A 13,669-nucleotide genomic window follows, 5' to 3' on the forward strand; every position below is an offset into this window, starting at 1 on the left:
CACCTGACCCCATGCCGAACTCAGAAGTGAAACGCCGTAGCGCCGATGGTAGTGTGGGGTCTCCCCATGCGAGAGTAGGGAACTGCCAGGCATCAAATTAAGCAGTAAGCCGGTCATAAAACCGGTGGTTGTAAAAGAATTCGGTGGAGCGGTAGTTCAGTCGGTTAGAATACCTGCCTGTCACGCAGGGGGTCGCGGGTTCGAGTCCCGTCCGTTCCGCCACCCTAATTAGGGGCGTAGTTCAATTGGTAGAGCACCGGTCTCCAAAACCGGGTGTTGGGAGTTCGAGTCTCTCCGCCCCTGCCAGAAATCATCCTTAGCGAAAGCTAAGGATTTTTTTTATCTGAAATAACCCTCTCCGAAGTAAATCCTTCTACCGGCATCCTTGCCAGCCATTCATATTAATACACTTCATCCAGCACGTTAATTTTCAAAAGATCGCGAATCAACGCATTTTTATCGCTATTTTGCAGCCATATGGCATAAAGCGGCCGTGAAAGTGTTGTGCTATCGACAACGGTATGCAGGCCGCCTTTTTTACGCGCCCAGCTGACGGGTAGCCAGGTGCAACCATTAAGCATCGCAATCTGTTGCTGTGCCAGTTCAGCAGAACTGGTTGTCAGAATGGGCACTTCGTCAGCACCGATCAAACCTGCCTCATGCTGTTGAAAATCTGGCCCCCACTCAAGTCGCAGATAATTAAGATCTCCCTTTAGTTTTGAAGGGGCACTGGTATAAAGCGCTAAAGTGAAATATCCCAGCAACTGACTACTAAATTCGTCCATTTTGGGCGCTTCAGTGGTAATAAGAAGATCAAGCTGGCGTTCATGCAGCTGTTTTACCAGAGACTGCCGTTGGGCAATTCGCGCTTCGAACTGTAAGCCTGTATGGGCATCCTGATTTTGATACAAACGTCCCAGCCACTGATTAAGCATACATTCCCACAATGAGGCGCTGGCACCGATAGAAAACTCGTTATGTCGTGAGGTATGCGCCACCTCCTTGCGGGCGGCCTGCCAGGTGCTCATGAGCGTTTCTGCATAAGGCAGTAGTTTTTCACCGGCAGCGGTTAAACGGATATTGTTTCTGTGGCGGGTGAAAAGGTTCACACCCAGTTGATTTTCCAGTTGTCTGATTCGAAAGCTCACTGCTGACTGGGTCAGATAGAGCGATTCAGCCGCTCGACCAAAGTGACGCGTTCGGCTAACTTCCAGGAAAGTTTTTAACAATTCCGTATCCACAGTGCTCTCCGCAAAATTATTTGTCGTTATGATTTAAATGTTTTGTTTTACACTCTGTCAAGCGTAACTAATACTCCGCGCCATAACTAGCTCGGTCAAAGAATTAGGAGCGTGCAGGATGGCGGAAAGCTTTACGACGACTAATCGATATTTCGACAATAAACATTATCCACGTGGATTCTCTCGTCATGGTGATTTCACCATCAAAGAGGCACAACTGCTTGAGCGTCATGGTTATGCCTTCAATGAGTTGGATCTTGGCAAACGCGAGCCGGTTACCGAGGAAGAGAAACTCTTCGTAGCAGTATGCCGTGGCGAACGTGAGCCAGTGACAGAAGCAGAACGCGTGTGGTCCAAGTATATGACGCGTATTAAGCGTCCAAAACGTTTTCACACCCTTTCCGGCGGTAAACCGCAGGTTGAAGGTGCTGAAGACTACACCGATTCTGACGATTAATAAAAAGGGCGAAATGCCCTTTTTTATGTCAGTAGTTTCTGCAGATGGATGAGCAAACGGTCAATCGCTCGATAGCTAACTGCCTCCTGCAAATGTTGACGTGTGATAATGTCAGACTGATCAATATCAGCAATGGTTCGTGCAACTTTCAATAACCGCTGCTAGGCACGAATCGATAACCCCAGATGGATCAGCGTTTCTTCCAGCCACATCGCATCTTCGCTCTCAAGTTTGCAGAATTGGCGTATTTCCGGACTATCCAGCCAGGCGTTCAGTTTATTCTGCCGCTTAAATTGGCGCTCTCTGGCGGCCATTACGCGTTGTTTAACGGTGGCGCTGCTTTCTCCCGGCACTACCGTTTTACTCAAAATACCGGGAGGCGGTAATGGGATCTCCAGTGAGAGATCGAAGCGGTCGAGAAAGGGACCAGAGAGTCGGTTGAGATAACGCAGCGTTTGCTCTGGTGTGCAGCGGTTATGGTTTCCCTGATAATGTCCGGTAGGGCTGGGATTCATCGCCGCGACAAGCTGGAAACGGGCTGGATAGGTTATTTTTGCTCGCGTGCGTGAAAGATGGATCTGCCCGGATTCAATCGGCTCTCGCAAGGCATCCAGTGTACGCCTTTCAAATTCAGGTAACTCATCAAGAAAAAGCACGCCGTTATGCGCCAGCGAAATTTCACCGGGCCCTGGAATTGCGCCACCGCCTACCATCGCAGTTAACGATGCACTGTGATGAGGTGAGCGGAACGGGCGCTGCCGCCATTGTTTTTGTACTGATTCAGCATTTACCAGACTTAATATCGCAGCACTCTCCAGTGCCTCTTCATTGCTTAAATCTGGCAACAGGCCATTAATACGGCTGGCGAGCATTGTTTTACCTGTTCCCGGCGGCCCAATCAGTAAAAGGTTGTGCCCGCCAGCGGCGGTAATTTCCAGTCCTCGCTTTCCTTGTTCCTGACCGATAACATCACTGAGATCATGTTGTAGCGCCCGGGATACTGCATCAGTTGGTTTCGGGCGTTCGAGAGCGTGCTTACCTTCCAGAAACGCACAGACAGCTTGCAGATGATCGGCTATCAGGCATCCTTCACCGTTAATTAGCCCCACTTCATCTTCGTTATCTTTCGCGACGATAATTTTTCTGCCCGACTTAATAGCTTCAGTTGTACTGGAGATTGCGCCGGGAACGCCACGCAGAGCGCCTGTAAGCGCCAGTTCTCCGACTAATCCATATTCATCTAACTTATTGGCTGTAAGCTGTTCTGAGGCCGCCAGCAACGCAATGGCGATAGGTAAATCATATCGTCCCCCTTCTTTTGGCAGATCAGCTGGAGCCAGGTTGATGGTGATTTTTTTCGCCGGATATTCATATCCGCTATTGATAATGGCGCTGCGCACGCGATCGCGAGCTTCTTTTACCGTTGTTTCTGGTAAGCCCACCTTCGTTAAGCCGGGTAGACCTTTACTGATATGTACCTCAACAGTGATCGGGGGCGCATTTACTCCCAGGGCTGCGCGGGTATGAACAATTGACAGTGACATAAGCCCTCCTTGAGTCACCATTATGTGCATAAGATATCGCTGCTGTAGCCCGCTAATTCGTGAATTTTAGTGGCTGATTCCTGTTTATTTGTGCAAGTGAAGTTGAGTTGTTCTGGCGGTGGAATGATGCTCGCAAAAATGCAGCGGACAAAGGATGAACTACGAGGAAGGGAACAACATTCATACTGAAATTGAATTTTTTTACTCACTATTTTATTTTTAAAAAACAACAACTTATATTGAAATTATTAAACGCATCATAAAAATCGGCCAAAAAATATCTTGTACTATTTACAAAACCTATGGTAACTCTTTAGGCATTCCTTCGAACAAGATGCAAGAAAAGACAAAATGACAGCCCTTCTACGAGTGATTAGCCTGGTCGTGATTAGCGTGGTGGTGATTATTATCCCACCGTGCGGGGCTGCACTTGGACGAGGAAAGGCTTAGAAATCAAGCCTTAACGAACTAAGACCCCCGCACCGAAAGGTCCGGGGGTTTTTTTTGACCTTAAAAACATAACCGAGGAGCAGACAATGAATAACAGCACAAAATTCTGTTTCTCAACATTCAGCACGGGGAACTAACTATGAATGGCGCACAGTGGGTGGTACATGCGTTGCGGGCACAGGGTGTGAACACCGTTTTCGGTTATCCGGGTGGCGCAATTATGCCGGTTTACGATGCATTGTATGACGGCGGCGTGGAGCACTTGCTGTGCCGACATGAGCAGGGTGCGGCAATGGCGGCTATCGGTTATGCCCGTGCTACCGGCAAAACTGGCGTATGTATCGCCACGTCTGGTCCGGGCGCAACCAACCTGATAACCGGGCTTGCGGACGCACTGTTAGATTCTATCCCTGTTGTTGCCATCACCGGTCAAGTGTCCGCACCGTTTATCGGCACTGATGCATTTCAGGAAGTGGATGTCCTGGGATTGTCGTTAGCCTGTACCAAGCACAGCTTTCTGGTGCAGTCGCTGGAAGAGTTGCCGCGCATTATGGCTGAAGCATTCGACGTTGCCAGCTCAGGTCGTCCTGGTCCGGTTCTGGTCGATATCCCAAAAGATATCCAGCTAGCCAGCGGTGACCTGGAACCGTGGTTCACCACCGTTGAAAACGAAGTGACTTTCCCACATGCCGAAGTTGAGCAAGCGCGCCAGATGCTGGCAAAAGCGCAAAAACCGATGCTGTACGTTGGTGGTGGCGTGGGTATGGCGCAGGCAGTTCCTGCTTTACGAGAATTTCTCGCTACCACAAAAATGCCTGCCACCTGCACGCTGAAAGGGCTGGGCGCAGTTGAAGCAGATTATCCGTACTATCTGGGCATGCTGGGAATGCATGGCACCAAAGCGGCGAACTTCGCGGTGCAGGAGTGCGACTTGCTGATCGCCGTGGGTGCACGTTTTGATGACCGGGTGACCGGCAAACTGAACACCTTCGCACCACACGCCAGCGTTATCCATATGGATATCGACCCGGCAGAAATGAACAAGCTGCGTCAGGCACATGTGGCATTACAAGGTGATTTAAATGCTCTGTTACCAGAATTACAGCAGCCGTTAAATATCAATGACTGGCAGCAATACTGCGCGCAGCTGCGTGATGAACATGCCTGGCGTTACGACCATCCCGGCGACGCTATCTACGCGCCGTTGTTGTTAAAACAACTGTCGGATCGTAAACCTGCGGATTGCGTCGTGACCACAGATGTGGGGCAGCACCAGATGTGGGCTGCGCAACACATCGCCCACACTCGCCCGGAAAATTTCATCACCTCCAGCGGCTTAGGCACTATGGGTTTTGGTTTACCAGCGGCGGTTGGCGCACAAGTCGCGCGACCGAACGATACCGTCGTCTGTATCTCCGGTGACGGCTCTTTCATGATGAATGTGCAAGAGCTGGGCACCGTAAAACGCAAGCAGTTACCGTTGAAAATCGTCTTACTCGATAACCAACGGTTAGGGATGGTTCGACAATGGCAGCAACTGTTTTTTCAGGAACGATACAGCGAAACCACCCTTACTGATAACCCCGATTTCCTCATGTTAGCCAGCGCCTTCGGCATCCCTGGCCAACACATCACCCGTAAAGACCAGGTTGAAGCGGCACTCGACACCATGCTGAACAGTGATGGGCCATACCTGCTTCATGTCTCAATCGACGAACTTGAGAACGTCTGGCCGCTGGTGCCGCCTGGCGCCAGTAATTCAGAAATGTTGGAGAAATTATCATGATGCAATATCAGGTCAATGTATCGGCTCGCTTCAATCCGGAAACCTTAGAACGTGTTTTACGCGTGGTGCGTCATCGTGGTTTCCACGTCTGCTCAATGAATATGGCCGCCGCCAGCGATGCACAAAATATAAATATCGAATTGACCGTTGCCAGCCCACGGTCGGTCGACTTACTGTTTAGTCAGTTAAATAAACTGGTGGACGTCGCACACGTTGCCATCTGCCAGAGCACAACCACATCACAACAAATCCGCGCCTGAGCGCAAAAGGAATATAAAAATGACCACGAAGAAAGCTGATTACATTTGGTTCAATGGGGAGATGGTTCGCTGGGAAGACGCGAAGGTGCATGTGATGTCGCACGCGCTGCACTATGGCACTTCGGTTTTTGAAGGCATCCGTTGCTACGACTCGCACAAAGGACCGGTTGTATTCCGCCATCGTGAGCATATGCAGCGTCTGCATGACTCCGCCAAAATCTATCGCTTCCCGGTTTCGCAGAGCATTGATGAGCTGATGGAAGCTTGTCGTGACGTGATCCGCAAAAATAATCTCACCAGCGCCTATATCCGTCCGCTGATCTTCGTCGGTGATGTTGGCATGGGAGTAAACCCGCCAGCGGGATACTCAACCGACGTGATTATCGCTGCTTTCCCGTGGGGAGCGTATCTGGGCGCAGAAGCGCTGGAGCAGGGGATCGATGCGATGGTTTCCTCCTGGAACCGCGCAGCACCAAACACCATCCCGACGGCGGCAAAAGCCGGTGGTAACTACCTCTCTTCCCTGCTGGTGGGTAGCGAAGCGCGCCGCCACGGTTATCAGGAAGGTATCGCGCTGGATGTGAACGGTTACATCTCTGAAGGCGCAGGTGAAAACCTGTTTGAAGTGAAAGACGGCGTGCTGTTCACCCCACCGTTTACCTCATCCGCGCTGCCGGGTATTACCCGTGATGCCATCATCAAACTGGCGAAAGAGCTGGGAATTGAAGTGCGTGAGCAGGTGCTGTCGCGCGAATCCCTGTACCTGGCGGATGAAGTGTTTATGTCCGGTACTGCGGCAGAAATCACGCCAGTGCGCAGCGTAGACGGTATTCAGGTTGGCGAAGGCCGTTGTGGCCCGGTTACCAAACGCATTCAGCAAGCCTTCTTCGGCCTCTTCACTGGCGAAACCGAAGATAAATGGGGCTGGTTAGATCAAGTTAATCAATAAATACAAAAAATGGGACGGCACGCACCGTCCCATTTACGAGACAGACACTGGGAGTAAATAAAGTATGCCTAAGTACCGTTCCGCCACCACCACTCATGGTCGTAATATGGCGGGTGCTCGTGCGCTGTGGCGCGCCACCGGAATGACCGACGCCGATTTTGGCAAGCCGATTATCGCGGTTGTGAACTCGTTCACCCAATTTGTACCGGGTCACGTCCATCTGCGCGATCTCGGTAAACTGGTCGCCGAACAAATTGAAGCGGCTGGCGGCGTTGCCAAAGAGTTCAACACCATTGCGGTGGATGATGGGATTGCCATGGGCCACGGGGGGATGCTTTATTCACTTCCATCTCGCGAACTGATCGCTGATTCCGTTGAGTATATGGTCAACGCCCACTGCGCCGACGCCATGGTCTGCATCTCTAACTGCGACAAAATCACCCCGGGGATGCTGATGGCTTCCCTGCGCCTGAATATTCCGGTGATCTTTGTTTCCGGCGGCCCGATGGAGGCCGGGAAAACCAAACTGTCCGATCAGATAATCAAACTCGATCTGGTTGATGCGATGATCCAGGGCGCAGACCCGAAAGTTTCTGACTCCCAGAGCGATCAGGTTGAACGTTCCGCCTGCCCAACCTGCGGTTCCTGCTCCGGGATGTTTACCGCTAACTCAATGAACTGCCTGACCGAAGCGCTGGGTTTGTCGCAGCCAGGCAACGGCTCGCTGCTGGCAACCCACGCGGACCGTAAGCAGCTGTTCCTTAATGCTGGTAAACGCATTGTTGAATTGACCAAACGTTATTACGAGCAAAACGACGAAAGTGCACTGCCGCGTAATATCGCCAGTAAGGCGGCGTTTGAAAACGCCATGACGCTGGATATCGCGATGGGTGGATCGACTAACACCGTACTTCACCTGCTGGCGGCGGCGCAGGAAGCGGAAATCGACTTCACCATGAGTGATATCGATAAGCTTTCCCGCAAGGTTCCACAGCTGTGTAAAGTTGCGCCGAGCACCCAGAAATACCATATGGAAGATGTTCACCGTGCTGGTGGTGTTATCGGTATTCTCGGCGAACTGGATCGCGCGGGGTTACTGAACCGTGATGTGAAAAACGTGCTCGGCCTGACGTTGCCGCAAACGCTGGAGCAATACGACGTTATGCTGACCCAGGATGACGCGGTAAAAAATATGTTCCGCGCCGGCCCTGCGGGTATCCGTACCACCCAGGCATTCTCGCAAGATTGCCGTTGGGATACGCTGGACGACGATCGCGCAAACGGCTGTATCCGCTCGCTGGAACACGCCTACAGCAAAGACGGCGGCCTGGCGGTGCTCTACGGTAATTTTGCTGAAAACGGCTGCATCGTGAAAACCGCGGGCGTCGATGACAGCATCCTCAAATTCACCGGCCCGGCAAAAGTGTACGAAAGCCAGGACGACGCGGTAGAAGCGATCCTCGGTGGCAAAGTTGTCGCGGGCGATGTGGTGGTGATCCGCTATGAAGGCCCGAAAGGCGGCCCTGGCATGCAGGAAATGCTCTACCCAACCAGCTTCCTGAAATCAATGGGTCTCGGTAAAGCCTGTGCGCTGATCACCGACGGTCGTTTCTCTGGCGGCACCTCTGGTCTTTCCATCGGCCACGTCTCACCGGAAGCGGCAAGCGGCGGCAGCATTGGTCTGATTGAAGATGGTGACCTGATCGCTATCGACATCCCGAACCGTGGCATTCAGTTACAGGTAAGCGATGCCGAACTGGCGGCGCGTCGTGAAGCGCAGGAAGCTCGGGGTGACAAAGCCTGGACGCCGAAAAACCGTGAACGTCAGGTTTCCTTTGCCCTGCGCGCCTACGCCAGCCTGGCAACCAGCGCCGACAAAGGTGCGGTGCGCGATAAATCGAAACTGGGGGGTTAATAATGGCTGACTCGCAACCCCTGTCTGGTGCTCCGGAAGGTGCCGAATATTTAAGAGCAGTGCTGCGCGCGCCGGTTTACGAGGCAGCGCAGGTTACGCCGCTACAAAAAATGGAAAAACTGTCGTCGCGTCTTGATAACGTCATTCTGGTGAAGCGCGAAGATCGCCAGCCAGTGCACAGCTTTAAGCTGCGCGGCGCATACGCCATGATGGCGGGCCTGACGGAAGAACAAAAAGCGCACGGCGTGATCACTGCTTCTGCGGGTAACCACGCGCAGGGCGTCGCGTTTTCTTCTGCGCGGTTAGGCGTGAAGGCCCTGATCGTTATGCCAACCGCCACCGCCGACATCAAAGTCGATGCGGTACGTGGATTCGGCGGCGAAGTGCTGCTTCATGGCGCGAACTTTGACGAAGCGAAAGCTAAAGCGATCGAACTGTCACAGCAGCAGGGGTTCACCTGGGTGCCGCCGTTCGACCATCCGATGGTGATTGCCGGGCAAGGCACGCTGGCGCTGGAACTGCTCCAGCAGGACGCCCATCTCGACCGCGTATTTGTGCCAGTCGGCGGCGGCGGTCTGGCGGCGGGCGTTGCGGTGCTGATCAAACAACTGATGCCACAAATCAAAGTGATCGCCGTAGAAGCGGAAGACTCCGCCTGCCTGAAAGCAGCGCTGGATGCGGGTCATCCGGTTGATCTGCCGCGCGTAGGGCTATTTGCTGAAGGCGTAGCGGTAAAACGCATCGGTGACGAAACCTTCCGTTTATGCCAGGAGTATCTCGACGACATCATCACCGTCGATAGTGATGCGATCTGTGCGGCGATGAAGGATTTATTCGAAGATGTGCGCGCGGTGGCGGAACCCTCTGGCGCGCTGGCGCTGGCGGGAATGAAAAAATATATCGCCCAGCACAACATTCGCGGCGAACGGCTGGCGCATATTCTTTCCGGTGCCAACGTGAACTTCCACGGCCTGCGCTACGTCTCGGAACGCTGCGAACTGGGCGAACAGCGTGAAGCGTTGTTGGCGGTGACCATTCCGGAAGAAAAAGGCAGCTTCCTCAAATTCTGCCAACTGCTTGGCGGGCGAGCGGTCACCGAGTTCAACTACCGTTTTGCCGATGCCAAAAACGCCTGCATCTTTGTCGGCGTGCGCCTGAGCCGCGGCCTCGAAGAGCGCAAAGAAATTTTGCAGATGCTCAACGACGGCGGCTACAGCGTGGTGGATCTCTCCGACGACGAAATGGCGAAGTTGCATGTGCGCTATATGGTCGGCGGGCGTCCGTCACATCCGTTGCAGGAACGCCTCTACAGCTTCGAATTCCCGGAATCACCGGGCGCGCTGCTGCGCTTCCTCAACACGCTGGGTACGCACTGGAACATTTCTTTGTTCCACTATCGCAGCCATGGCACCGACTACGGGCGCGTACTGGCGGCGTTCGAACTCGGCGACCATGAACCGGATTTCGAAACCCGGCTAAATGAGCTGGGCTACGATTGCCACGACGAAACCAATAATCCGGCGTTCAGGTTCTTTTTGGCGGGTTAATGGTTCGGCAAAATCTTCCAGAACGCCTCAATCAGCGGCTCATGCAGCCGCTTTTTCTGCGCACAAACGCCCAGTTCAAACGGCGTTTTTTCATCGCTGCGCTCTAAAATCATCACGCGGTTACGCACCGGTTCGGGGCTGTTTTCCAGCACTACTTCCGGCAACAGCGCCACGCCACAGCCGAGCGCCACCATCGATACCATCGCTTCATGCCCGCCAACCGTGGCGTAAATCATCGGGTTGCTGATTTTATTGCGTCGAAACCACAGTTCAATGCGGCGGCGTACCGGTCCCTGATCGGCCATGATAAACGGCACTGTAGACCAGTCCGGCTTCTCTGACGAAACCTGGTTACGCACCGGGCAGGGCAGCGCGGGCGCAATCAGCACTACTGCCAGATTCTCCAGCATCGAAAACGCCACTGCGCCGGGCAGAGTCTCCGGTTTCCCGGCAATCGCCAGATCCGCTTCGCCAGTGACTACCTTTTCCATCGCATCTGCCGCATCACCAGTGGTTAGTTTGATCTCCACCGACGGGTGTTCCGCGCGGAAGCGGTCGAGAATCGGTGGCAGATGGCTGTAGGCAGCGGTCACCGAGCAGAAGATATGTAATTCGCCAGAGAGCGACGGCCCTTGCTGATCGATGGTGTGGCGCAACTGCTGATACTGCAACAGCGTTTGCTGGGCGAAAACGCGCAGCTCTTCGCCCGCTTCAGTCAGCGTCACCGTGCGGTTATCGCGCACAAATAGCGGCTGACCAAGATCTTCTTCCAGGCGCTGAATCTGCCGTGAGAGCGTGGATGGGCTAACGTGCATCGCCCGCGCGCTGCGGCCAAAATGGCGGCTTTCCGCCAGATGCAGGAAGGTTTTCAGATCGCGTAAATCCAATGGAGCAGCCCTCAATGTTGACGTTGCAGAAATTGCAATGTGACGTTGTGAATATATCAATTTCCGCAATAAATTTCCTGTCATATAGTGAATTCAATCTCGCAAACGCGAACCGAACAATAAGAAGCACAACATCACGAGGAATCACCATGGCTAACTACTTCAATACACTGAACCTGCGCCAGCAGCTGGCACAGCTGGGCAAATGTCGCTTTATGGGGCGCGACGAATTCGCCGACGGCGCGAGCTACCTTCAGGGTAAAAAAGTGGTTATCGTCGGCTGTGGCGCACAGGGGCTGAACCAGGGCCTGAACATGCGTGATTCTGGTCTCGATATCTCCTACGCTCTGCGTAAAGAAGCGATTGCCGAGAAGCGCGCATCCTGGCGTAAAGCGACCGAAAACGGTTTTAAAGTGGGCACTTACGAAGAACTGATCCCGCAGGCGGATTTGGTGGTTAACCTGACGCCAGACAAGCAGCACTCCGACGTAGTGCGCACCGTACAGCCACTGATGAAAGACGGCGCGGCGCTGGGTTACTCGCACGGTTTCAACATCGTCGAAGTGGGCGAGCAGATCCGTAAAGACATCACCGTAGTCATGGTTGCGCCGAAATGCCCTGGCACCGAAGTGCGTGAAGAGTACAAACGTGGATTCGGCGTACCGACGCTGATTGCCGTTCACCCGGAAAACGATCCGAAAGGCGAAGGCATGGCGATCGCTAAAGCATGGGCGGCAGCAACCGGTGGTCACCGTGCGGGCGTGCTGGAATCGTCCTTCGTTGCGGAAGTGAAATCTGACCTGATGGGTGAGCAAACCATCCTGTGCGGTATGTTGCAGGCTGGCTCGCTGCTGTGCTTCGACAAGCTGGTGGAAGAGGGCACCGATCCGGCATACGCAGAAAAACTAATTCAGTTCGGTTGGGAAACCATCACCGAAGCGCTGAAGCAGGGCGGCATCACCCTGATGATGGACCGTCTCTCTAACCCGGCGAAACTGCGTGCTTACGCGCTGTCTGAACAGCTGAAAGAGATCATGGCACCCCTGTTCCAGAAACATATGGACGACATCATCTCCGGCGAATTCTCCTCCGGTATGATGGCGGACTGGGCCAACGATGATAAGAAACTGCTGACCTGGCGTGAAGAGACCGGCAAAACCGCCTTCGAAACCGCGCCGCAGTATGAAGGCAAAATCGGCGAGCAGGAGTACTTCGATAAAGGCGTACTGATGATCGCGATGGTGAAAGCGGGCGTTGAGCTGGCGTTTGAAACCATGGTCGATTCCGGCATCATTGAAGAGTCTGCATATTATGAATCACTGCACGAGCTGCCGCTGATTGCCAACACCATCGCCCGTAAGCGTCTGTACGAAATGAACGTGGTTATCTCTGATACCGCTGAGTACGGTAACTATCTGTTCTCTTACGCTTGTGTGCCGTTGCTGAAACCGTTTATGGCAGAGCTGCAACCGGGCGATCTGGGTAAAGCTATTCCGGAAGGTGCGGTAGATAACGCGCAACTGCGTGATGTGAACGAAGCGATTCGCTGCCATGCGATTGAGCAGGTAGGTAAGAAACTGCGCGGCTATATGACGGATATGAAACGTATTGCAGTTGCGGGTTAAGTGCGCGCTGATGCCCTCACCCCGACCCTCTCCCACAGGGAGAGGGAGAAAACACTCAAGGCCTTCTCCTGGAGAAGGCCTTGCTATTAGTTACGGTACAGCACCTTAATGATGTGGTAACCGAACTGGGTGTGCAGCGGGCCGGTCGGCTCCAGTACCGGACAAGAGAACACAACTTTATCGAACGCCGGAACCATCTGACCCTGGCGGAATTCACCTAAATCACCGCCGCGTTTGCCTGATGGGCAAATGGAGTGTTTCTTCGCCAGCTTGCCGAAATCGGCACCGTTCTTAATCTGCTCGAGAAGATCCAGAGCCAGTTTCTCTTCTTTTACAAGGATATGCAGTGCTGCTGCTGTTTTTGCCATGATCGTGCCTTGAGTGAATAATTGTCAGGCGGCGATTTTAGCATGATCCGCAGATGCTAACGTAATTGTCAGTCAGGGAGGGGCTGGTACATATATGGCAAAAGCCCGGAAAATCCGGGCTTCGCAGGTCCCTCAAGGGGAGAAAACTTAGGGCCTCTATGGGCTACAAAGTCATTATCGGGGATGGTTATTTTATTGTCAATTTATGAGCAATATGGCATTGATTGACTTGATGACCGCCCTCTGTATGTCTGCAACCAACTCATGTGGCAAACATTGATTAAGATACCCTCTGTAAGTCCTTGCTCTATTTAATCGGTTTCGACTGACTTGTTGTACCAGGTCGGCTTTGGCCCAACGAATCTGCTGATCAAAGAATTGCAGGCCATTGATAACATTACTGGCTATTTCAACATGCATTCCACGATTTAACTTGTCATGATCGCGAGTGGTTGATAATGGAACGACGATACATGCGTTGCCATTAATTTTTCCGTTGAGCACGACAACTAGACTGGCCCCCTGAATCTCCAGACAACCAGTATCACTTAAATAAGTGATAGTCTTAATACTAGTTTTTAGACTAGTCATTGGAGTACAGATGATTGATGTCTTAGGGCCGGAGAAACGCAGACGGCGT

The 13,669-nt window shown here is 52.9% G+C and carries 13 protein-coding genes, 2 tRNA genes, 1 rRNA gene and 1 pseudogene; 12 read left to right on the top strand and 5 right to left on the bottom strand.

All coding sequences use genetic code 11. The annotated features are described in order from the left end of the window. The 3 genes from rrf to BHE85_RS01345 all read left to right on the top strand — a co-directional run. A 5S ribosomal RNA gene (gene rrf / locus BHE85_RS01335) occupies positions 1-91 on the top strand; the annotation flags it as partial. A 54-nt stretch (positions 92-145) separates the two neighbouring features. After that, positions 146-222 (top strand) — tRNA-Asp (locus BHE85_RS01340). Between the two features lie 8 nt (positions 223-230). After that, positions 231-306, top strand: a tRNA-Trp gene (locus tag BHE85_RS01345). A 95-nt stretch (positions 307-401) separates the two neighbouring features. On the opposite strand, the gene hdfR is transcribed toward BHE85_RS01345, so the two are convergent. Then, positions 402-1,241 (bottom strand): HTH-type transcriptional regulator HdfR, encoded by an 840-nt coding sequence (gene hdfR / locus BHE85_RS01350; RefSeq protein ID WP_000379245.1) that lies wholly within the window; start codon positions 1,239-1,241, stop codon positions 402-404. Positions 1,242-1,359: 118 nt separating this feature from the next. Between hdfR and maoP the strand changes: the two genes are divergently transcribed. Further along, positions 1,360-1,698, top strand: coding sequence for a macrodomain Ori organization protein MaoP (gene maoP / locus BHE85_RS01355; RefSeq protein WP_000841001.1), 339 nt, complete (start codon positions 1,360-1,362; stop codon positions 1,696-1,698). A 23-nt stretch (positions 1,699-1,721) separates the two neighbouring features. Here the strand turns inward: maoP and BHE85_RS01360 are convergent. Continuing rightward, positions 1,722-3,242, bottom strand: a pseudogene (locus BHE85_RS01360) (YifB family Mg chelatase-like AAA ATPase). 351 nt (positions 3,243-3,593) lie between these two features. On the opposite strand from BHE85_RS01360, the gene ilvL reads away from it, so the two are divergent. The 7 genes from ilvL (at position 3,594) to ilvA (ending at position 10,149) form a co-directional block, all read left to right on the top strand. Continuing rightward, positions 3,594-3,692, top strand: coding sequence for an ilv operon leader peptide (ilvL, locus tag BHE85_RS01365; RefSeq protein WP_001311244.1), 99 nt, complete (start codon positions 3,594-3,596; stop codon positions 3,690-3,692). Positions 3,693-3,778: 86 nt separating this feature from the next. Continuing rightward, complete coding sequence (gene ilvX / locus BHE85_RS01370; protein ID WP_113771618.1) at positions 3,779-3,829, top strand: peptide IlvX; 51 nt, start codon at positions 3,779-3,781, stop codon at positions 3,827-3,829. Positions 3,830-3,831: 2 nt separating this feature from the next. Next, a complete protein-coding gene (gene ilvG, locus BHE85_RS01375; RefSeq protein WP_001012626.1) occupies positions 3,832-5,478 on the top strand; it encodes an acetolactate synthase 2 catalytic subunit in 1,647 nt (548 codons plus the stop codon). Further along, on the top strand, positions 5,475-5,738 hold the full coding sequence (ilvM, locus tag BHE85_RS01380; RefSeq protein ID WP_000984112.1) for an acetolactate synthase 2 small subunit: 264 nt from the start codon (positions 5,475-5,477) through the stop codon (positions 5,736-5,738). The genes ilvG and ilvM overlap by 4 nt, the downstream gene beginning before the upstream one ends. A gap of 19 nt (positions 5,739-5,757) precedes the next feature. Further along, on the top strand, positions 5,758-6,687 hold the full coding sequence (gene ilvE / locus BHE85_RS01385; protein ID WP_000208520.1) for a branched-chain-amino-acid transaminase: 930 nt from the start codon (positions 5,758-5,760) through the stop codon (positions 6,685-6,687). A gap of 64 nt (positions 6,688-6,751) precedes the next feature. After that, positions 6,752-8,602: a dihydroxy-acid dehydratase gene (gene ilvD / locus BHE85_RS01390; protein WP_001127401.1), complete on the top strand. Its 1,851-nt coding sequence runs from the start codon at positions 6,752-6,754 to the stop codon at positions 8,600-8,602. 2 nt (positions 8,603-8,604) lie between these two features. Further along, positions 8,605-10,149 carry a threonine ammonia-lyase, biosynthetic gene (gene ilvA, locus BHE85_RS01395; RefSeq protein ID WP_000785598.1) on the top strand — a complete coding sequence of 515 codons (1,545 nt, stop codon included), beginning with the start codon at positions 8,605-8,607 and terminating at the stop codon, positions 10,147-10,149. Here ilvA and ilvY read toward each other — a convergent pair. After that, on the bottom strand, positions 10,146-11,036 hold the full coding sequence (gene ilvY, locus BHE85_RS01400; RefSeq protein WP_000365778.1) for an HTH-type transcriptional activator IlvY: 891 nt from the start codon (positions 11,034-11,036) through the stop codon (positions 10,146-10,148). The genes ilvA and ilvY overlap by 4 nt on opposite strands. 149 nt (positions 11,037-11,185) lie before the next feature. Here ilvY and ilvC point away from each other — a divergent pair, with 149 nt between their 5' ends. Further along, a complete protein-coding gene (ilvC, locus tag BHE85_RS01405) occupies positions 11,186-12,661 on the top strand; it encodes a ketol-acid reductoisomerase (RefSeq protein ID WP_001295253.1) in 1,476 nt (491 codons plus the stop codon). Between the two features lie 86 nt (positions 12,662-12,747). Here ilvC and ppiC read toward each other — a convergent pair whose 3' ends face one another. Together ppiC and BHE85_RS01415 are read right to left on the bottom strand one after the other, a co-directional pair. Further along, positions 12,748-13,029, bottom strand: coding sequence for a peptidylprolyl isomerase PpiC (gene ppiC, locus BHE85_RS01410; RefSeq protein ID WP_001140251.1), 282 nt, complete (start codon positions 13,027-13,029; stop codon positions 12,748-12,750). A 198-nt stretch (positions 13,030-13,227) separates the two neighbouring features. Beyond that, entirely contained in the window at positions 13,228-13,620 is a 393-nt protein-coding gene (locus BHE85_RS01415) for a type II toxin-antitoxin system PemK/MazF family toxin (RefSeq protein ID WP_000202555.1), read from the bottom strand. Between the last annotated feature and the right edge of the window lie 49 nt (positions 13,621-13,669).

Source organism: Shigella sp. FC1567, assembly GCF_001743015.1.
GTDB classification, from domain to species: Bacteria; Pseudomonadota; Gammaproteobacteria; order Enterobacterales; family Enterobacteriaceae; genus Escherichia; species Escherichia coli.

Excerpts from the sequence above, each read along its gene's own strand:
- maoP (WP_000841001.1), top strand. The coding sequence starts at position 1,360 with ATGGCGGAAAGCTTTACGACGACTAATCGATATTTCGACAATAAACAT.
- ilvL (WP_001311244.1), top strand. The coding sequence starts at position 3,594 with ATGACAGCCCTTCTACGAGTGATTAGCCTGGTCGTGATTAGCGTGGTG.
- ilvG (WP_001012626.1), top strand. The coding sequence starts at position 3,832 with ATGAATGGCGCACAGTGGGTGGTACATGCGTTGCGGGCACAGGGTGTG.
- ilvM (WP_000984112.1), top strand. The coding sequence starts at position 5,475 with ATGATGCAATATCAGGTCAATGTATCGGCTCGCTTCAATCCGGAAACC.
- ilvE (WP_000208520.1), top strand. The coding sequence starts at position 5,758 with ATGACCACGAAGAAAGCTGATTACATTTGGTTCAATGGGGAGATGGTT.
- ilvD (WP_001127401.1), top strand. The coding sequence starts at position 6,752 with ATGCCTAAGTACCGTTCCGCCACCACCACTCATGGTCGTAATATGGCG.
- ilvA (WP_000785598.1), top strand. The coding sequence starts at position 8,605 with ATGGCTGACTCGCAACCCCTGTCTGGTGCTCCGGAAGGTGCCGAATAT.
- ilvC (WP_001295253.1), top strand. The coding sequence starts at position 11,186 with ATGGCTAACTACTTCAATACACTGAACCTGCGCCAGCAGCTGGCACAG.
- ppiC (WP_001140251.1), bottom strand. The coding sequence starts at position 13,029 with ATGGCAAAAACAGCAGCAGCACTGCATATCCTTGTAAAAGAAGAGAAA.
- BHE85_RS01415 (WP_000202555.1), bottom strand. The coding sequence starts at position 13,620 with ATGACTAGTCTAAAAACTAGTATTAAGACTATCACTTATTTAAGTGAT.